This window comes from Periweissella fabaria, from assembly GCF_918814575.1.
Taxonomy (GTDB): Bacteria; Bacillota; Bacilli; order Lactobacillales; family Lactobacillaceae; genus Periweissella; species Periweissella fabaria.
This window is the reverse complement of record NZ_CAKKNS010000009.1, coordinates 1-19329: the sequence shown is the minus strand read 5'-3', so window position 1 is coordinate 19329 and position 19329 is coordinate 1. Positions and strand designations below refer to the sequence as shown.

17 protein-coding genes and 4 tRNA genes are annotated in these 19329 nt (G+C 37.8%); 6 read left to right on the top strand and 15 right to left on the bottom strand.

Features of this window, described 5'->3' with window-relative positions:
- Window positions 1-12: 12 nt before the first annotated feature.
- Complete coding sequence (locus tag LQZ75_RS08670; protein ID WP_230097427.1) at window positions 13-555, bottom strand: dCTP deaminase/dUTPase family protein; 543 nt, start codon at window positions 553-555, stop codon at window positions 13-15.
- 152 nt (window positions 556-707) lie between these two features.
- Here LQZ75_RS08670 and LQZ75_RS08665 point away from each other — a divergent pair, with 152 nt between their 5' ends.
- Entirely contained in the window at window positions 708-989 is a 282-nt protein-coding gene (locus LQZ75_RS08665; RefSeq protein ID WP_230097426.1) for a GNAT family N-acetyltransferase, read from the top strand.
- 66 nt (window positions 990-1055) lie between these two features.
- Complete coding sequence (rpiA, locus tag LQZ75_RS08660; protein WP_230097425.1) at window positions 1056-1742, top strand: ribose-5-phosphate isomerase RpiA; 687 nt, start codon at window positions 1056-1058, stop codon at window positions 1740-1742.
- A gap of 78 nt (window positions 1743-1820) precedes the next feature.
- Here rpiA and LQZ75_RS08655 read toward each other — a convergent pair whose 3' ends face one another.
- From LQZ75_RS08655 to LQZ75_RS08630, 6 genes are read right to left on the bottom strand one after another with little or no spacing between them, the layout of a single operon-like run.
- Window positions 1821-2948 carry an ATP-grasp domain-containing protein gene (locus LQZ75_RS08655; protein ID WP_230097424.1) on the bottom strand — a complete coding sequence of 376 codons (1128 nt, stop codon included), beginning with the start codon at window positions 2946-2948 and terminating at the stop codon, window positions 1821-1823.
- Window positions 2949-2977: 29 nt separating this feature from the next.
- Window positions 2978-3652 carry a glycoside hydrolase family 73 protein gene (locus LQZ75_RS08650; RefSeq protein ID WP_230097423.1) on the bottom strand — a complete coding sequence of 225 codons (675 nt, stop codon included), beginning with the start codon at window positions 3650-3652 and terminating at the stop codon, window positions 2978-2980.
- A gap of 28 nt (window positions 3653-3680) precedes the next feature.
- Window positions 3681-5441, bottom strand: a complete 1761-nt coding sequence (gene cydC / locus LQZ75_RS08645; RefSeq protein WP_230097422.1) for a thiol reductant ABC exporter subunit CydC — start codon at window positions 5439-5441, stop codon at window positions 3681-3683.
- A complete protein-coding gene (gene cydD, locus LQZ75_RS08640; protein WP_230097421.1) occupies window positions 5441-7183 on the bottom strand; it encodes a thiol reductant ABC exporter subunit CydD in 1743 nt (580 codons plus the stop codon). The genes cydC and cydD overlap by 1 nt, the downstream gene beginning before the upstream one ends.
- Window positions 7184-7219: 36 nt before the next feature.
- Window positions 7220-8236 carry a cytochrome d ubiquinol oxidase subunit II gene (gene cydB, locus LQZ75_RS08635; RefSeq protein ID WP_230097420.1) on the bottom strand — a complete coding sequence of 339 codons (1017 nt, stop codon included), beginning with the start codon at window positions 8234-8236 and terminating at the stop codon, window positions 7220-7222.
- Entirely contained in the window at window positions 8236-9687 is a 1452-nt protein-coding gene (locus LQZ75_RS08630) for a cytochrome ubiquinol oxidase subunit I (protein ID WP_230097419.1), read from the bottom strand. Before LQZ75_RS08630 ends, cydB begins: the two co-directional genes overlap by 1 nt.
- A gap of 558 nt (window positions 9688-10245) precedes the next feature.
- Between LQZ75_RS08630 and LQZ75_RS08625 the strand changes: the two genes are divergently transcribed.
- The 4 genes from LQZ75_RS08625 (at window position 10246) to LQZ75_RS08610 (ending at window position 14132) form a co-directional block, all read left to right on the top strand.
- Window positions 10246-11067, top strand: a complete 822-nt coding sequence (locus LQZ75_RS08625; RefSeq protein ID WP_230097418.1) for a MetQ/NlpA family ABC transporter substrate-binding protein — start codon at window positions 10246-10248, stop codon at window positions 11065-11067.
- A 360-nt stretch (window positions 11068-11427) separates the two neighbouring features.
- Entirely contained in the window at window positions 11428-12246 is an 819-nt protein-coding gene (locus tag LQZ75_RS08620; protein WP_230097417.1) for a MetQ/NlpA family ABC transporter substrate-binding protein, read from the top strand.
- A 111-nt stretch (window positions 12247-12357) separates the two neighbouring features.
- On the top strand, window positions 12358-13440 hold the full coding sequence (locus LQZ75_RS08615) for a methionine ABC transporter ATP-binding protein (protein ID WP_230097416.1): 1083 nt from the start codon (window positions 12358-12360) through the stop codon (window positions 13438-13440).
- Complete coding sequence (locus LQZ75_RS08610; RefSeq protein WP_230097415.1) at window positions 13440-14132, top strand: methionine ABC transporter permease; 693 nt, start codon at window positions 13440-13442, stop codon at window positions 14130-14132. The genes LQZ75_RS08615 and LQZ75_RS08610 overlap by 1 nt, the downstream gene beginning before the upstream one ends.
- A 108-nt stretch (window positions 14133-14240) precedes the next feature.
- Here LQZ75_RS08610 and LQZ75_RS08605 read toward each other — a convergent pair whose 3' ends face one another.
- The 8 genes from LQZ75_RS08605 to LQZ75_RS08570 all read right to left on the bottom strand — a co-directional run bounded on the left by LQZ75_RS08605 (window position 14241) and on the right by LQZ75_RS08570 (window position 19292).
- Window positions 14241-14942, bottom strand: coding sequence for a GntR family transcriptional regulator (locus LQZ75_RS08605; protein ID WP_230097414.1), 702 nt, complete (start codon window positions 14940-14942; stop codon window positions 14241-14243).
- Between the two features lie 17 nt (window positions 14943-14959).
- Window positions 14960-16096, bottom strand: a complete 1137-nt coding sequence (gene nagA, locus LQZ75_RS08600; RefSeq protein WP_230097413.1) for an N-acetylglucosamine-6-phosphate deacetylase — start codon at window positions 16094-16096, stop codon at window positions 14960-14962.
- 27 nt (window positions 16097-16123) lie between these two features.
- Window positions 16124-16915, bottom strand: coding sequence for a pyrroline-5-carboxylate reductase (gene proC / locus LQZ75_RS08595; protein WP_230097412.1), 792 nt, complete (start codon window positions 16913-16915; stop codon window positions 16124-16126).
- A gap of 121 nt (window positions 16916-17036) precedes the next feature.
- Window positions 17037-17108 (bottom strand) — tRNA-Gln (locus tag LQZ75_RS08590).
- Window positions 17109-17113: 5 nt separating this feature from the next.
- Window positions 17114-17194 (bottom strand) — tRNA-Tyr (locus LQZ75_RS08585).
- Window positions 17195-17483: 289 nt separating this feature from the next.
- Window positions 17484-18941 carry a peptide MFS transporter gene (locus tag LQZ75_RS08580; protein WP_230097411.1) on the bottom strand — a complete coding sequence of 486 codons (1458 nt, stop codon included), beginning with the start codon at window positions 18939-18941 and terminating at the stop codon, window positions 17484-17486.
- Window positions 18942-19095: 154 nt separating this feature from the next.
- Window positions 19096-19168, bottom strand: a tRNA-Thr gene (locus LQZ75_RS08575).
- Between the two features lie 51 nt (window positions 19169-19219).
- Window positions 19220-19292, bottom strand: a tRNA-Asn gene (locus LQZ75_RS08570).
- Between the last annotated feature and the right edge of the window lie 37 nt (window positions 19293-19329).

Genomic DNA, 19329 nt, shown 5'->3' with positions numbered 1-19329 from the left:
GGACAAACCTCCTTATTTGATACCTGAAGAACCAAAGCCACCATTACGCGTTGCTTTAATCGTTGAAGCATCATGATCAGCTAACAAGAATGGTATGAAAATGCCTTGCGCAATGCGCTCACCTTTTTTAATATGACAATCAAATAAGCCAAAATTCAAAATTTGAACAAAAATAGCCCCTTCATTTTTAGCATTATTATAGTAATCAGCATCAATAATACCTACTCCATTTGGGACAACAAGGCTACGTTTTAAAGGATTACTTGAACGATTAGCAATCATTAAAAATTCTTCCGGTTGCATAAATGCTTTTACCCCGGTTGGAATTAAAAATGGTTTTAAAGTTGCTTGGGCAGCTGTTAAATCATTCTCACTAACCGTTTCTTGATGTTTAATTTGCCATAATGCTTTTAAAAATGACCATTTCCAAATTGAAGGAATTGTAATATCTTCAGCTGCTTGGAAATCATAGCCAGCTGCTTGGGTTGTTGCCCGTTGGGGAAGCTCCAAGTTGGCATCTGCATACTTTGTAATAATCTCAAATCCACGTTTCATTGCATTGTTCTCGCTTTTCATTTTTTCTTATCTTTCATTATACCAATAACTGTTACATTTTTTAGGGCTTAAATGGTTTTAAATTTGACTATTAGCATGATTAAAAGGAAAATAAAAGTAGTCAATCGTCCCAACAAAAAAGGAGTCTGCTTATGGAATTCATTCGTGAACCAGAACGTTTTTATCAAGTTGCCCCGGATGGCCAACTTTTAGCTGAAATTGATTTTCCAAAAATTCCAGGTAAAAATGCCATCGCTATTACCCATACCTTTGTTGATCCTAGCCTACGTGGGCAAGGAATTGCCAATCAATTATTAACTGCTGTGATTGATTACGCCAAAGAAAATGACTTAAAAATTAAACCAGAGTGCAGTTTTGCACAAAAAGTATTTGATTTAACGCCTGCCTATAAAGGATTGCGACATACCGAATAGCTTTTGTTCGGTTTTTTATGTATAATTAAGGGATGCACAGTTTACACAAGGAGAGCTCTTGAAGTTATGAATCAAATTGAATTAAAAAAGCAAGTCGGAGAACGCGCCGCTCAATATGTCGAAGATGGCATGATTGTGGGGCTTGGAACTGGTTCTACTGCCGAGTTTTTCGTAGCTGCCCTCGGTGAACGCGTTAAGAATGAAGGCCTCCAAATCATTGGAGTTCCCACATCTGATCGCACTAGAAACCAAGCGGAAGCACTTGGTATCACAATTAAGAATATTGATGATGTCGCCTATATTGACGTAACCGTCGATGGCGCTGATGAAGTTGATGAAAACTTCCAAGGAATTAAAGGTGGCGGTGCTGCTCATTTATGGGAAAAAATCGTTTCCTCTAATTCCAAACGTAACATTTGGATTGTTGACAGTTCCAAGATGGTCAAAACATTAGGTGCGTTTCCATTACCAATTGAAGTTATTCCTTTTGGTAGCAAGCACGTTGTGGATAAATTGGTAGCCGCGGGTTATGAACCAAAAATTCGTCGCGAAGCTGATGGCACACCTAAATTAACCCATTTCCATAACTACATTATTGATTTGAAAGTTGGTTCAATTCCTGATCCTAAAAAATTAGGTGATGAACTAATTCATATGGTTGGTGTCGTTGAACACGGTTTATTTCTTGACCATGTTAACACATTGATTATCGGTCGTCCTGAAGGTCCTCAAATTATTGATAATATTCGATAATTTTGTGCCAATTGCGCATATCTTAAATTAAATTAAATTAAAAGCCCTCCAAATTAATTGGAGGGCTTTTAATTTTTATTAATCATTTACAATAAACTTGGTTGCATCGATCTGATCTAGTAGTGATTGGACATCCGTTCCAGTAGCAACAAAGTGCCCAGAAACGTCATGTAACAATTGTCCAGCATTATGGTAAAAAGAAAAATGCCAGTTATCTTTTATCAACCATTGGGTCTGTAATTTTTCATCATCAATATCTGAAAATGGTACTAATACCGCTGGCCAAGCAGCCGTAACAATCGATAATGGTAACCCAGCAATGGCCCGAATATGTTGCTCATACACTGAAACATTCGTAACTTGATCAAAAATTGCACTCGCCTGACTTAATGTTGCCACTAAGCGCTTAACAATTAAATTACCCGTTGCTGTAACATAAAAATCGAGTTGAAATAACCCCCGATAATTAATATTTCCTCCTAAATGTTCCGTAATACGATACATTTCAAATTCAATATCATCTGGTAATTTAACAGGCGTGATGGTTTTTACTAATTTACCGTTATCATAGAAATTTTCAATAATGGGATACATACTAATTTTGCCATCAAGGGCTCGAGCAGCAACCACTGAATATTCATGAACGTTAGTCAGCCACGATTCAATAATAAAAGTTCCTGTATCAATCATTTCCGCGACTTTACCAATGGTGGCCTCATTTTCCACAACTAATTCTTTTTCAGAATCACTGGCTTTAGGAATTGATTTCAATACAATCGGATAACCAAGGGAAGCCGCCGCATTGACAACATCGGTTAAATCCACAACTGTGGTGTATGGTAAACAATTAATATTCAAACTTTCAAACAACGTGCGTTCCATTAACCGGTCCATCGAAATCTCTAACGTATTGATTCCTTGAGGCAAGTCGGCATATCGCTTAATGTATTCCAACGTATTTGTACTAATATTTTGACTTTCGTAAGTTACAAAGTCACAACTTTCAGCAAATGAACGTAGCTGTTCCCAATTATCGTTTGCCCCTACAAACCGTAAATCAGCGATGTGTAATACTTCTGCTTCAGGATCAGAGCTATAAGCAGCGACTCTAAAGCCCATCCTACGCGCTGTTTGTGCCAAAATTGGTCCATTAATTCCCTCACCAATAATCCCTAGTGTTTGGCCTGGATAAAATTGTGTTGCCATAAGTAGCGCCTCCTAAATTTGACTGACATTTAACGGTCAAATCGATTCAAATGATACATTTCAATAATTTTAATTAATTTCTGTGCATAGCCCGGATCAGTTGCATATCCCGCTTGATATAAAGCATTTGCAGCCGTTATATAATCAGGTGCCTTAAGAACTTGATTATACCGTTGATGATTTTCACCAGTGCCACGAACTAATAATAACGCATGATCTAGCATCGATCCTTGAGTGTTGTCATACACTTTAAATGGTGCATTAATCGTTACCCAAGTTCCTTTGATAAATTCCTTCGTTGGTAATACAACTGACTTTTGCCCTGGACTTGCTTTGATACCATAAAAATTATGATATTGCTGTGAAAGTTGACTACCATTCCAGTTAGACTCTAAAGCTGCTTGTGCCAAGCTAATACTTGCTAAAACTCCATATTGGCGTTGTAATTGTTGCGCATATGGTACTAGCGAATTTAACCAAGTACTGCGTTGCTCATAAAGCACTGTTTGAGCATTCGTACTATTATTAGCAATCGGTTGATGGTTATTTTGCCAACGTAAGGCTACTGCACATAATAATACCACACCTATCACGAAGAGCACGGTATTGCGACGCCGAAGTTGGCCATTTTTAACAAAAAAAGCTTGAATACTAAATTTACTACTCGTTTTACGCTTACGTGTGCGTCGTTTTTTAGTTACCATGCTGCTCCTTTAGCTATATTTAAAAAGATTAAGAATTAACAACCCCAGTATCGAGGTCCAAAAGTTGTTTAAAGTGCTGATTATGTGCATATAAATCTTGAGGCGTCCCACTCATTGTAAACTGACCAGCATCTAAGAAATAAACTTGATCAGCAAAATTTATTCCCGTTAAGTGGTGGGTTACCCAAATAATTGTTTTATCGGCTAACAATGTGAAAATAGTCGTTAAAACTTCATTTTCCGTAATCGGATCTAAACTGACGGTTGGTTCATCTAAAATAATGATAGGTGCATCTTGTAACAAGATACGCGCTAAAGCGAAACGCTGACGTTCCCCACCTGAGAACCGTTGCCCACCCTCAGTCATGACGGTTTCATATCCTGCAGGTAAATTTTCAACTAAGTCGGTTAACCCGACGGCCGCAATTGCTGCCTTAACTTGATCATCAGTCGCATTTAAGTTACCTAACCGAACATTATTCATAATTGAAGTATTAAATAAATATGGCTGTTGATCGAGAACTCCAAATAAATCATGCCGGTAATCAGTTAATGTATTTAAATCATGCCCATCAACTTTGATTTGGCCTTGTGTCGGTTGTAAGTCACCTAGTAATAATTGAAGCATTGTTGACTTACCTGCTCCTGATGGCCCTAATAAAGCATACGTTTGCTTGCGTTTGATTGGCAAGGTAATTTGATTTAAGACATCCCGTTCTTGATTCGGATAGTGAAAAGATACATCTGTAAATGTAATCTCTTTGAATGCTAATAATTCTTCCCGATTAACGTTGGCTGCAATCGGTTTTTCAACTTCAAGATCGTCGTAACGATTCATCCGTTCTAATGATGCTTGGTGTGTAGGAATCTCAGTTAAACCTGCTGAAATACTTTGAAAAGCGTCAACCGTTGGAAAAATTGCCAAGGTAAAAGCGGCAATATAATTCACGTTTAAATATGAATTACCAAATTGGCTTTCCCCAAAATACAACATTACAAAAGTAATTCCGGCCACAATTAAGTTTAAAACAAAATCCCGCCACCATGTAAACTGCATATCTTTACTTTGAATTTTAACTTGTTGATCCATTAAAGTTGTTTGTTTTTCGACAAATTCAGCTTGACGCCCTGCAATTACCCAATCAGTTAATCCAAGGACTCCATCTGTCAAATTAACATAAACTTCATGTTGTAATTGCCGATTTTTAAAACTGCGGGCCCCATTTAAAGCCACTGAAACTAATGGCAACAAAATCGTAATAATTCCAAAAAGTAATAACATTAATAAGCCAAACGCCCAATTGAAGTAACCTACAAAAAGGGCAAAAACAACATATAAAAGCCATCCAATGACCACAGGAAAGATCGTCTGTAAATATAGGTTTTCAATATGTTGAATGTCATCAGCTAATAACGCTAAGATATCACCAGTTTGTTTTTCTTGACGAATTGTTGTTGCACGTTGTTCAACTTTCAAATACAGTTTTTTACGTAAATCAGAAACTAAGCGTAACACCCAGTTATGCGATGTTAACCGTTCAGCATAACGAAATACTGGCCGACCAATCCCAAAAGCCCGTGTGAGCACAATTGGTACGTAAACTAATAAAATATTACTTGGATGTTGCGCTGAACGGGAAATTAAATACCCTGATACAAACATCAAGGCAGTCCCACAAAAGACTGTCATGAATCCTAGAAAAATCACCAAAGTAAGTAACTTCTTGTACCGGCGTAAATATGGTAGTACCCATTTATCGGTATTAAACATTTTAACGATTGTTTGCATTATTTAACACCTCCTAATTGGTTAACATCGGTCACTAATTGCACAAATGCCCCATTCTGACTCGCTAATTGCTTAGGGGTTCCTTGCTCAACGATTTTTCCATCCTCAACCACAAGAATATAGTCCATTTGATTAACCCAATGTAACCGGTGCGTTGCAAATAAAACTAAGTGGTTATCAAATAATGGTACAATGGCTTTTTTAATATTCATTTCTGTTTCAATATCCAAGTGCGCCGTTGGTTCATCAAAGAGGAGGACCCGCCGTTCTGGTGTTAAGAATGCACGTGCCAAAGCAATCCGTTGTGCTTGACCACCTGAGACAGCTTGGCCACCTTCCCCAATTAACGTCGCTAAGCCTTGTGGTAATTCTTGCCAAAAATCAGCCAATCCTGCTGCCGCTAACGCTTCAATAATCGCCGTTTCGGATGCATCGGGTGCATAGAATGCCACATTTTCCGCCAAAGTCGCATGGAAAATATATGGTGTTTGGGGGATATATTGGAATTGCTTTTGCCAAGCTTGTAATTGTAGATGGTCAACAACTTGCCCATCTAACATTATCTTTTGGCCCACTTGGTTAGTTGGCGCTAAAAAGCCCCCTAGTAAGTTTAACAAGGTTGATTTTCCTGAACCAGAGCGGCCAATAATCCCAACTTTTTGATAACCTTGTAAGGCTAAATGTTGAATTGTTAAAGCTGGATTATCACTATCTTGATAACCAACTGTCACGTTTTCTAGCAATAGTTGGCTATCTGCTTGCCATTGATCAAGCTTAATGGTTTTATCATCAGCTAAGGTTGGCCGTGATAAGAGATCTAACACGTCACCTAAAGCATTTTTACCGTCTAATGTATCATGATAATCATTAGCAAAATTCCGCAATGGTAAGAAGTATTCTGGTGCCAAAACTAACATCGTTAAGGCCGGTAATAATGCTTTAGTACCATCAATTAAACTAAAACCTAAAAAGACTGCGACAATCGCAATTGATAACGTCGTAAAGAAGTCTAATGTAAAAGTTGAAAGAATCGCAATCTTTAGTGTTGATAACACAGATACCCGGTAATCTTCTGAGACGCGGTGAATGTTATTAGCATACTTGCGACTTAATCCCAACTGTTTTAATGTCGGCAACCCACGTAATGCATCCACAAAGTGATTACTCAAACGGACAAAATTTGCATATTCTTTGTCTGCTTTGGCTTGCGCAGCATATCCTAAAATAATCATAAACAGAATCACAACTGGATAAATCGCTAACATAAAGGTTGCTTCTTGCCACGAAACCGTAAATAAATATGCTAATAAAATCCATGGAATAATCATCAAATCAAACATCTTGATTAACACTAGCATTAAATATGTTTGTGTTTTATCAATTCCCTCCAAAGCCAAGGTTACAGTATTCCCCGTCCCTTTTTCTTGGATGATTTTAGGTCCCAAAGCTCCTACTTGCTTTAAAACATCGCTTCGTAAAGTAGTAATAGTCTTTTCAACCCATTGGCCAACTACATAGTTTTTTAAAACAGTTAATAAATGCCGGCAGACAAACGCTACCAAAAAAAAGCCAAAAGTTTGTAAGATAGCAACAAATGGTTTTTGTTGCCAAAGCGTTACAATACTCATACTTAAGTATTTTCCTTGGAATAATACACTAAATGCTTGCAGTGTTATTAACACTGCAAGCATTCCAAGTGTTTTACGAATTCCCGGCATTGTGAATAAGCGCCGATCAATCATGTAAATAAATCTCCATTTAAATCCGGTCAAAATGGCTTAGTGTGAGCCACCTGCTTGACCTACTGTTAACCGCTTCCGGAAAACATAGTAACTCCAAATTTGGTACGCCAATACAATTGGCAGGATTGAAACAACAATCCAAGTCATAATTGTTAATGTGTATGGTGAACTTGAAGCATCTTTAATTAACACTGAGTGTGCAGGATTATTAGCAACAATCACGCGTGGGAACAAACCTACAAAGAGTAATGTCACAAGCGCTACTAAGTTAATCCCTGTCGCAATAAAGCTCAAGATTTCTTTGTCTTTAAGCGTTGCAATGTATGAAACAACCGTTGCTAAGACAATTACTGCTAATAAAATAACTGTAATCACTGGCTTATTTTGGAAGAAGTCAGTGTAGATGAAAAGTAAAATTGCAAAGACGACTTCACCAGCTAACAACACTGGGTAGAGTACTTTGGCAACTTTAGCTGCTCGATAACGAATATCGCCATCGACCTTCAACCGAATAAAGTTCAATCCGTGGATGTAGCTCATTAAGACAACGGCCACTCCACCAACAATTGAAAATAAGTTAACAAAATCAAAGAAATGACCACGAATATTAAAGTTAGCATCAACAGGCATTCCTTTAACAAGCGCTGTAAAAATCATTCCAAATAAGAATGGTGCAACAAATGAACCAATCGCAGTAGCCCATTCCCAAATATTTTTAGCTTTGTTAAATTTAGCCATTGCACGGAATTCAAATGAAACCCCACGGAAAATCAACGCAATCAAAATCAAAAATAGTGGAAGGTAAAAACCTGAGAAGAGGCCGGCATACCAAATTGGCATAGCCGCAAACATTGCTCCCCCTGCGGTAATTAACCACACTTCATTGGCATCCCAGTTAGGTCCAATTGAACCAATCAAGGCATCGCGTTCATGATCATCTTTGGCGAGTGTTTTAACTGCCATTCCGACACCAAAATCAAAACCTTCAAGGAAGAAGAAACCGGCAAACAAGATGCCAATAAGAACAAACCATAAAATTTGTAATGCTGACATTAGTTAAACGCCTCCTCTGCAAATGGGTCTTTAATGACTGCCTTAGTTTGCATTAAGTCATCTGGACCTTCACGTAATACTCGAGCTGAGTAGTAAACCATCACACCACCAAGAGTACAGAACGTTAAGAAGTAAACAATGTTAGAGAATAACATTGAACCCGCAGACACATTAGGTGATACGGCATCGGCAATTGTCAAGTAACCGTAAACAACCCAAGGATAACGACCTAATTCAGTAACTAACCAACCACCTGTGTTAGCAGCAAATGGTAAGAATGTCACAATTGACATAATCCATAACCACCATTTTTGATTCATAAGGAAATCATCAGAGTGCTTCTTACGGTTAAACCATAAACCAACAACAGCAACCATCAAGAAAGCCCCTGCTGAAACAGCCATAACACGGAAAGCGTAGAAAATAGCGTTAAATGGTACGTAGTAGTTCATATCCTTACCGAACTTCTTATCATACTTGGCATGAAGTTCTTTGCTAATTTCATTGGCCCCTTTGTTTTCACCTGTAAGTGAGTGGTGTGCCAAAATTGAAAGGACATAAGGAACGTTAATTTCAAAATCAGGTTTATGTTCCTTTTCGTTGTACCAACCAACGACGGCCCATGGTTCTGATTTGTTCTTACCACCGACGTTTTCATATAAACCTTCAGTAGCCGCAAATTTCATTGGTTGATCATCTTGTAAGAAAAGTGAGTGACGGTCACCAGTAAAGAGCATTCCAAAGGTCGTCACCAAACCAAGAATCAAGCCAACCTTCATTGACTTACGGAAGAAGTCAGTGTTTTTAGTTTTACGTAACAATGCCATTGCTGACATCCCAGCCACGACAAAACCAGCAGTTAAAAACGCACCGATTAAGACGTGAGGGAATTCCAACCATACTTGGTGGTTTTTGATTAAGTCAGCAAAGTTAACTAATTGTGCCCGGCCAGTTTCCTTGTTAAGAATGAAACCAGATGGGTTTTGCATAAATGAATTGGCAATCAAGATCCAAAGTGCTGATAAACTTGATCCAATTGTAACCAACCAAAGAAAGGTTACGTGTAACGCTGGCTTAACTTTGTCCCAACTAAACATCCAGAAACCAAGGAAAGTTGATTCTAAGAAGAATGCAACTAAGGCTTCAATGGCTAGTGGCGCTCCGAAGATATCCCCAACGAAACGTGAGTAAGCTGACCAGTTCATTCCGAATTGGAATTCTTGAATGATACCAGTAACAACCCCGACCGCAAAACTAAGTAAGAAAATCTTACTCCAGAATTTGGTCATATGCTTGTAGACTTCGTCTTTCTTTATCACGTAAAGTGTTTCCATAATTGAAACAACTAAACCCATCCCAATTGAAAATGGCACAAAGAAAAAGTGAAAAATTGTGGTCATTGCAAATTGGAAACGTGCTAAAGAAACAACAGATAGTGCTAAATCAATCATTATGTTATTTCCTCCAAAAAAATTGCTTATAAAAATCCTAACATAAATACTACATAGCTTATTTTACACATATTTAGGTAGTAGTTACAAATTATTTACGCAAAATTTCTTGAAATTTAAAACTTTGTGCTAAAAATCACTTGTAACTTCTTTTAAATTAAATTTTAAAATATTATTGACAAAATTCTCATCTTGTTCTAACATTATCCTCATAGTTTGATACGACAACAAATTGATCAGGAAAGTAAATTGGAATGTTATGGTACAGAAAGCGTCAGTTGCTGTGATGACGTCTTTAACATCCTTTCGAAAATGGCCTGTGATTGGCATAGATGAACGACTTTGGTTGTTAATTTATGATGGGGTGGCGACCATTACCAACGCACACGGATGTAGTAGTCCGTTAATGAGGATATTTTGGCAACAAAATATTGAAGTAGAATGGTTCACGACGAAGCTCGTTTCTATGTTTTTTAACATAGGGACGAGCTTTTTTATTTTCAAGTTCGATTTGTTGAGTATCAATATAAATTATATTTATTTTTAGGAGAAATTATTATGAAAAAGAAATTATTGATTGCTGTGACTGCTATTTTAGCAGCCTTCACCCTTGCTGCATGTGGTAACTCAAATAAGTCATCATCTTCAAACACTGTTAAAATTGGGGTTGAAGGTTCTGAAGAAGCCCAAGTATGGGATAACATCATTGCCCGTGCTAAAAAAGAAGGCGTTGATATTAAACTCGTTCACTTCAATGACTACAACCAACCTAATGCCGCTTTAAAATCAGGTCAAATTGATTTGAACGCTTACCAACACTACTACTTCTTAAACACGTGGAACAAAGCGAACCATGCTAACTTAAAACCAATTGCCAAAACACTTATTGCCCCTGTACGCTTGTATGGTGGTAAAGGGGTTACTAAATTAACTGACATTAAAGATGGTAGCCAAATTGTTATTCCTAACGACCCTACTAATGAAGGGCGTGCATTAACCCTTCTTCAAACAGCTGGCTTAATTAAGCTTAAACAAGAAACTTTACCAACCCCTAATGACATTACTTCAAATCCTAAGAAGTTAAAGATTGTCCCAGTTGACGCAACTCAAACAGCAACTCAATTAAAATCAGTTGCCGGAGCAGTTGTTAATAACGATACTGCAACTGATGCTAAGCTCAATCCTAAATCAGCCATCTTTGTAGAACCAATCAACAAAGACTCAAAGCCATGGATTAACATTATCGTTGCTAATCCTAAAAATGCCGATAACCCTGCCTTTAAGAAGATTATTAAAATCTACCAAAGCCAAGAAACAAAAGACCTCTTCAAGAAATACTACCCAGAAGAACTTCCAGCTTGGGATGCTGATTTAAAATAAGCATTGACACATTTGTATCTAGTACGATACGATATTGCCAATAATATAAAATATTGAATTACACGAAATGATCAGGAGAGTACCAATTACTTTATTTGCACAGCGAGCGCCAAGTGATGAGACGGCGTCAAATAAATGTTGGGAAAATGGCCTGTGATTGGCATAGATGAGCAGTAATACTTGTTAATCTGTGATGGGGTGGCGTCCATTATCAACGCACACGGAATATTCCGTTATTGAGAAGCTAATGGTAACATTAACTTGAATTAGAATGGTTCACGGCGAAGCCCGTTTCTATGTTAAAACATAGAAACGGGCTTTTTTCATTTTTAGAATTCTTTCCCACTGGAGGATTATTGTATGAAAAAACTATTAATTGCTTTCACGGCTTTATTTGCCGCCTTTACACTAGCTGCTTGTAGTACATCTAGTGCTGTCTCAAATAACAATTCAACGATTAAAGTCGGCGTTGCTGGTTCCGAAGAAGCCGAAATTTGGTCAAATATTATTGAACGCGGTAAAAAGGATGGGTTAAAGATTAAACTGGTTCACTTTACTGATGGTAATCAAATTAATGCCGCTACTCAAAACGGTCAAGTTGATGTTAATGCCTTTCAACATTATTACTATTTAAATCAATGGAACAAAAGCAATCACGGTACTTTAAAAGCAGTTGGTAAAACTTACCTTGCACCGACACGACTCTATCCAGGTAAAGGCATCACTAAAGTAAGCGATCTTAAATCAGGTGATCAAATTGTTATTCCAAATGATCCAACTAATGAAGGTCGTGCATTAGCATTATTACAAACAATTGGTTTAATTAAGTTAAAACACGCTGATTTGGCAACACCGAATGATATTACCAATAATCGTTTAAATCTAAAAATTATTCCGGTTGATGCTGGCCAACTACCTCAACAATTAAAAACCGTTGCAGCAGCCGTGATTGATAATGGTACCGCCCATGATAGTAAACTTAATCCGCACAGCGCCATTTTTGTTGAACCAATCAGCTCAGCTTCATCTGTTTGGATTAATATTCTTGCTGCCAATGCTAATAAAGCCACCGATCCTAACGTAAAAAAACTAATTAAGTTATATCAAACCCAAACCACCAAAGATTTATTTAAAAAATACTACCCAACTGAAATTCCAGCGTGGGATACTAAATTTTAAATACACCAGTCCCGCTAATTGGCGGGCTACATAGCACTATCAAATTACTGCAAAACACATAAACTAAAGAATTGCAGCAACACATAATACATCGTAAATGAGGTAAAAAATATGAGCGAAAAAAGCCCGATTATAAAATTGGAAAATATTGACGTAATTTTTGAACAAAAAAAGCAAACGATTCATGCAGTTAAGGATGTTTCGCTAGACATCTATCCTGGTGATATTTATGGGATTGTTGGTTATTCTGGTGCGGGTAAGTCGACCCTTGTTCGGACCATCAATTTATTGCAAAAACCAACCCATGGAAATGTTATTGTCAGTGGTACTAATCTAGCAACTGACAATAATGGGCTTGAAAGTTATATTCCAAATAAAGACCTTCGTAATGAACGTAAGAAAATTGGAATGATTTTTCAACACTTTAATTTAATGAATGAACGGACGGTAGCCCAAAACGTCCTCTTCCCAATTGCACATTTAAAATTAACTAAAGATCAACGGCAACAAAAAGTTAATGAATTACTTGACCTAGTTGGCTTAGCTGATCGTGCCAATGCCTATCCAAGTCAATTATCTGGTGGTCAAAAGCAACGGGTTGCCATTGCTCGAGCCCTTGCAAGTGAACCAGAAATCTTAATTTCTGATGAAGCAACCTCAGCGTTAGATCCTAAAACAACCAATTCGATTCTTCTTTTATTAAAGAAATTGAATGTTGAACTTGGTTTAACCATTGTGTTAATCACCCATGAAATGCAGGCGGTTAAAGAAATCGCTAATAAAGTGGCTGTGATGGAAAATGGTGAAGTCATTGAACGTGGTAGTTTACTTGAAATTTTCACTGCCCCAGAAAAACAACTTACTAAAGATTTTATTGATACTGCCACTAATTTAGAAGATGGTTTACGTAAAGTTCAAAATCAAGGGATTGTTCAAAACTTACAAAGCCCTGATATCTTAGTTCAACTTTCATATGCCGGGGCATCAACGGACGAGCCACTAATTTCTACGCTCTTCAAAGAATTTAATGTTTCCGCTAATATTTTATTCGGAAATGTCGAAATTCTCCAAAATACACCTGTTGGTACCTTAATAACTATTCTTAGCGGTCAACAACAAGATATTAAAACCGCTATTGCCTCAATTGAACAAAATGGCGTTGAAGTCAAAATTTTGAAAGGAGCACTCGCCTAATGAATTGGATTACAAAAACTTTCCCAAACGTTATCTCACTTGGTTGGTCAACTGACCAAGGCTGGGGATTAGCAATTTATCAAACGCTCTACATGACATTTACATCTGCCATTGTTGGTGGAATTTTAGGTTTAATTTTTGGATTTGGTTTGGTCTTATTTGCTGAAGATGGTATCTTACCAAATCGCCCAATTTATTGGATTCTTGATAAAATCGTATCCATTTTCCGTGCAATTCCATTTATTATTTTATTAGCGTTCATTATGCCATTCACTTTGTTGTTAGTTCACACAACAATTGGGGTGAATGCCGCACTTGTGCCATTATCACTTGGAATTTTTCCATTCTATGCCCGTCAAGTTCAAAATGCACTTATTTCTGTTGATGACGGAATTATTGAAGCAGCCCAAGCATTTGGGGCAACAACCACTGAAATTATTTTTAAAGTTTACTTACGTGAAGCATTAGCTGATTTAATTCGGGTATCAACTGTTACATTAATTAGTTTAGTTGGTTTAACAGCCATGGCTGGTGCTATTGGTTCTGGTGGTCTAGGTAACACCGCCATTTCAATTGGTTACAATCGTTTCCAATCTGACGTCACTTTAGTAGCAACCCTCTTGATTATTGTCTTTATTTTCATTATTCAATTTATTGGTGATTTCTTAGCGAAAATTGCTAGTCATAAATAGTGAATGTAATCAGTGTTAAAAATAAAAAGCCCTGGAAAAAATTCCAGGGCTTTTTATTTTCAGCTACATTAACTTTTTGCCAAACATTATAGCAAACAGCTAAATTGCTTATTTTTCTAGATAAAACTCAAAACGAGACCCGACATACTGTGTTCGAACATATTCGAAAGGTTGACTATCGGTTAAAAAGGAAACTTGTCTTAAATGCAAAATAGCATCACCACGCCGAATCCCTAAATATTCGGCAACTTTTTCTGTTGCCAATTGGGCCGTCACCGTTTGTTGAGCGTGCCCAACTTGCATACCTTGTGTCTTTAACGCTTCATATAGACCAGTTGTAATCGTTGTTCGGTCGAGTTTTTCAATTAAACGACTTGGTACGGTAGCCGTTTCTAAAGAAATTGGTTCATCGTTACCATAACGAATCCGCTCCATTCGCAATACACGTTCACCATCTTTTAACCGTAATTGTTCAGCTTCACTAACAGATGGGGCAACGGCATTATGATAGGTAATAACCTTACTACTTGGCGTTTTACCTTGCGCTTTCATTAGTTCCGTAAAACTAGTAATCCCCGACATTTTTTCCTGTACTTTTTGGTTGGCAACATATGTGCCATCCCCAACCCGACGTTCCAAAATACCTTCATCAGCTAACGTTTGGACGGCTTGACGGAGTGTCATACGACTAACCCCAAATTCAACTGCTAAATCACGTTCTGCAGGAATTTTATCGCCAACTTTATATTTACCAAATTCGATTTGGTGTTTAAGTTCATTATGGATTTGTAAATATATTGGTGCGCCCATGATAGAAACCTCGCTTACTACTTAGATAGCAATTCTCCATATGAGTATGTTGCTTTTAAATCAAGACCACGATCAAATAAATTAAAGTCAGCATCCTTGCCAACACTAATACTACCCTTTTGGGTTAACCCAAATTCTTGGGCTTGATTTACAGAACTCATTAGAACTGCTTGTTCAATATCAACTTGTGCATAATCAATGATATTACGGAAAGCATCATCATATGTCAATACAGAGCCCGCTAAATGACCATTTTCTAAACGGGCTTGTTTATCTTTAACAATTACTTTTTGGCCTCCTAATTCAGAGATTCCTTCCGGCATTCCCTTAGAACGCATTGAATCAGTGATTAATTCAATCCGGTCACTTCCTTTAATATTAACCGCAAATCGTAACATATCTGGCGCAATATGGAAACCATCCGCGATTAATTCCGCATACATATTCTTTTCCATCATTGCATGGCCAGTGACACCCGGTTCACGATGGCCTAAACCGCGTTGAGCGTTATACAAGTGCGTAACGTGGGTTGCATGTGATTCTTGCATTTGTGCCCGTGTAGCATCACTATGACCAACTGATGGAACAATATTATGTCCAAGCGCAAATTGCTCAAATTGACGTGCTTGGTGGCGTTCAGGGGCATATGTAACTAAGCGAATCCGATTACCAGAAAGTTCGTTCCAGTGTGTTAACAATTCAATTGATGGATCTTGCATGTATTGTTCTGGTTGTGCTCCCTTGTAAATTGGATTTACAAACGGTCCTTCAAGGTGGACCCCACCAATTAATTTATTGGTTTGAGCAACTTGATTAACCGCAGCCATTGCCTTAGCAATCGCATCGTTGGATTGTGTCATTGTCGTTGGAAAGATTGTCGTAACCCCTTCATTTTTGGCAATTAAATCAACCATTTGCTTGATTTCGTCGGCATTCCCATCCATTGTATCAAAGCCATAGGCCCCGTGTGTGTGGACATCAATAAATCCAGGTACGAGTAAATAGCCGTGAGCATCGGTTACTTCATCACCCACAAGCAACTTAAATTCGTCCATTGATCCAACCGCTTCAATTGTTGAACCAAAACGAACAAATCCATCCTTAATCACATTAGAACCAGTATAAATATCTGCGTGCCGAATTACTTTACTCATTGTATCAATCCTCCAAAAATATTTTCACTAATCAACTGCTTGATCTTTAGCAATCGTGGCATCAATGCCCTTAACGACTGCTGTTGGTAACCCATATTCTTCCATCGCTAGGAAGCCAGCAATGGTTGAGCCACCTGGGGATGCAACTGCTGCTGCTAATTCACGTGGTGTCTGATTACTTGCTTGAACTTGGAGCGCTGTGCCTAACATCGTTTGTGTCACAATTGCTATTGCTTGGTCCTTGGGTAAGCCATACTTAACCCCAGCTTGCGCCATCGCATCAATAAACAAATCAATAAAGGCAGGACTTGAACCTGCTAAAGCACTAAAGATACTAAATTGATCTTCAGATACTAAATAACTACTTCCCAATTGTTGCAATAACGTGTCGACTTGATTTGCCGACTCACTTTGGGCCAATAAAGGTTCATTGTGGATATAAGCAATCGTACCGGCATTCACATTAACTGGTGTATTTGGTAATACCCGACTAATAGCAACATTGTCTCCTAGAGCGGTACTTAATGTCGCCAGTGTTACACCACCTAAGACCGATATTATGACTTGCGTCGTCAACACTGATTTAATCTCAGCGGCGACTGCAGTTAAATGTTGGGGTAAGCATGCCAAGATAACAACATCACTTTCCAACGCAACTTGCTTATTTGATTCCACATAATTCAAGCCATGTGCATGTGCATATTTTTCTGTTCGTATGCTACCACCATGAATATTAATTACTTGCTCGGAATTAGTATTTAAAATACCACTAATCATCGCTTGGGCCATTTGCCCACCACCGATAAAGCCAATTTTCAAAATATAGGCCTCCTTATTATTGTTATCTCTACTATACCAATTTATATACCAATTATCAAAAATAAAAATAAAAACACCTACGAATAAATTCGCAGGTGTTTTTAACAACTTATATAAAATACTGGGCTAGCTGGATTCGAACCAGCGCATGACGGTACCAAAAACCGTTGCCTTACCGCTTGGCTATAGCCCAATAAATGGGGGAGAGTGGATTCGAACCACCGAACCCGAAGGAGCGGAGTTACAGTCCGCCGCGTTTAGCCACTTCGCTACTCCCCCGAAGTAATTAACTTAATAAGCATACCTTATTGAGGTTAACTATGTCAACATTAATCTTTATTTACAACACCTTAATTTCTTAAGACATTGTATTAAGGACTAATCAACCTAAATAATATTACATTATTTTAGTTAATTTAGCAATACTTTTTTACTATTTTTTCACATGCTTATTGTCTTATTTCACGCGATCTTTTTCAAAGATACTAACTATAGCAGCATAAATGTAAAAAACATGGTTATTAACTGTCATAAACAATTAATAACCATGTCTGTTTATATTTTACAATTAATCTACCCCGATCATTGCAGCAGTAATCTTTTTAATTTGAGTCAATAATAATAAGCCCGCAATAATTGTTACTCCACCAGCAATTGTGAAATACCGTACTTCGGTATTAACTGTATAGAATTGCACAAGTTGGGCATTAATCGCTGACGCTGCGGCATCAGATAAAAACCACATACTCATCATTTGCGATCTAAATGCGCGTGGTGCCAGTTTAGTTGTTGCCGATAAGCCAACCGGTGAAATTAATAATTCCGCAACTTCAACTAAGGCCCAACTTAAAATTAACCACAATGGGCTCACTAAATTATTAATGCCAAAGAAAAAGCCCGGAATTGCCATTGTTAAAAATGAAATACCCGCAAATACTAAACCAATCCCAAATTTAGTAGGTGTTTTAGGTTGCCGTTTGCCTAATTTTACCCACAGAAGTGCAAAAATTGGCGTGTATAACATAATAAACATCGGATTGAGTGATTGTAGCCAAGCGGCATTAAACCCTACCGGTAATCGGACTTGGTCGCGTGCAAACAGTGCTAATATTGCGGCTCCTTGTTCTTCAATTGACCAAAATAACATCGCCGCAAGAAATAAAGGAATATATGCTCGTACCCGTGAACGTTCCTCACGGGTTGTTTTACGGCTCGTTAGCATCGTCACGAAATAAATAACTGGTACCATTACTGCTACCACTGATAATAACAAAATAATTACTTTTAAATTTAGCGCATCATATAAATACATCAAAATTATTACAAGCACTGCAGCAATTAGACCATAGCTTAGTTTAAAGATTAATGGCTTTATATCTTCTGGTTGTAAAGGATCACTTGGATAATAGGTTGCTTTACTCAAATTATTACGACTATCCACTCGAAAGACAATTAAGCCAATCAGCATCCCAATGGCAGCTAATAAAAAACCAGTATGATAGTTAAACGTCTTAACGGCCTGACCAACTAATAACGGTGCGATAAATGCACCAAAATTAATACCAAATACAAAAATTGAAAAACCCGCATCTCGGCGCGTATCATTTAAGCTATATAATGAACCAACCATTTCCGATACATTTGGCTTTAACATCCCAGTTCCCATCACAATTAATGCAAGGGATATAAATAATGCGATGCGCCCAAATGGTAATGCTAAGGTAATATGGCCAAACATTATCAAAACACCACCGGTAAAGACCGTTCGCCAGGCACCTAAAATTCGGTCACTCAAAAAACCACCCAAAATACTCGATAAATAAACCATTGAGCTATAAATTGATACAATCGCTAGCCCCATGGAATGACTCATTCCAAGACCACCAGTGCTAACTTTAGCAATAATATAATACAGTAAAATCGCCCGCATACCATAAAAACTAAAGCGCTCCCATAACTCGGTAAAAAATAGTGTCGCTAAACCACGAGGTTGTCCAAAAAATGATTTTTGTTGCTTTATTTGCAAAATACGTTTCCTCCATTTATCTCAATCTAATGGGAATGCTTACTAATTGTAACATTTTATCATCAAAATTTTAATCGTTTTTAATATTCCCTTCATCTATAATACAAAAACAAGGTACCTGTATTAATATACAAGTACCTTGTTTTTGTATTAGTGCCGCTTAGGTGACTCGAACACCTGACCCTCGGTTTACGATACCGATGCTCTACCAACTGAGCTAAAGCGGCATTAGTTCAACAAAAGCGATGATTCCCAAGGAATACATCGCTTTTAATCAACTCCGGCAGGCGGGCTCGAACCGTCGACAACCTGATTAACAGTCAGGTGCTCTACCAACTGAGCTATGCCGGAATAATATAAGCATGGCGACGTCCTATCCTCGCAGGGA

What these genes read in the sequence shown, in the direction of transcription:
- LQZ75_RS08670 (WP_230097427.1), bottom strand. Translation starts at nt 555, where the DNA reads ATGAAACGTGGATTTGAGATTATTACAAAGTATGCAGATGCCAACTTG.
- LQZ75_RS08665 (WP_230097426.1), top strand. Translation starts at nt 708, where the DNA reads ATGGAATTCATTCGTGAACCAGAACGTTTTTATCAAGTTGCCCCGGAT.
- rpiA (WP_230097425.1), top strand. Translation starts at nt 1,056, where the DNA reads ATGAATCAAATTGAATTAAAAAAGCAAGTCGGAGAACGCGCCGCTCAA.
- LQZ75_RS08655 (WP_230097424.1), bottom strand. Translation starts at nt 2,948, where the DNA reads ATGGCAACACAATTTTATCCAGGCCAAACACTAGGGATTATTGGTGAG.
- LQZ75_RS08650 (WP_230097423.1), bottom strand. Translation starts at nt 3,652, where the DNA reads ATGGTAACTAAAAAACGACGCACACGTAAGCGTAAAACGAGTAGTAAA.
- cydC (WP_230097422.1), bottom strand. Translation starts at nt 5,441, where the DNA reads ATGCAAACAATCGTTAAAATGTTTAATACCGATAAATGGGTACTACCA.
- cydD (WP_230097421.1), bottom strand. Translation starts at nt 7,183, where the DNA reads ATGATTGATCGGCGCTTATTCACAATGCCGGGAATTCGTAAAACACTT.
- cydB (WP_230097420.1), bottom strand. Translation starts at nt 8,236, where the DNA reads ATGTCAGCATTACAAATTTTATGGTTTGTTCTTATTGGCATCTTGTTT.
- LQZ75_RS08630 (WP_230097419.1), bottom strand. Translation starts at nt 9,687, where the DNA reads ATGATTGATTTAGCACTATCTGTTGTTTCTTTAGCACGTTTCCAATTT.
- LQZ75_RS08625 (WP_230097418.1), top strand. Translation starts at nt 10,246, where the DNA reads ATGAAAAAGAAATTATTGATTGCTGTGACTGCTATTTTAGCAGCCTTC.
- LQZ75_RS08620 (WP_230097417.1), top strand. Translation starts at nt 11,428, where the DNA reads ATGAAAAAACTATTAATTGCTTTCACGGCTTTATTTGCCGCCTTTACA.
- LQZ75_RS08615 (WP_230097416.1), top strand. Translation starts at nt 12,358, where the DNA reads ATGAGCGAAAAAAGCCCGATTATAAAATTGGAAAATATTGACGTAATT.
- LQZ75_RS08610 (WP_230097415.1), top strand. Translation starts at nt 13,440, where the DNA reads ATGAATTGGATTACAAAAACTTTCCCAAACGTTATCTCACTTGGTTGG.
- LQZ75_RS08605 (WP_230097414.1), bottom strand. Translation starts at nt 14,942, where the DNA reads ATGGGCGCACCAATATATTTACAAATCCATAATGAACTTAAACACCAA.
- nagA (WP_230097413.1), bottom strand. Translation starts at nt 16,096, where the DNA reads ATGAGTAAAGTAATTCGGCACGCAGATATTTATACTGGTTCTAATGTG.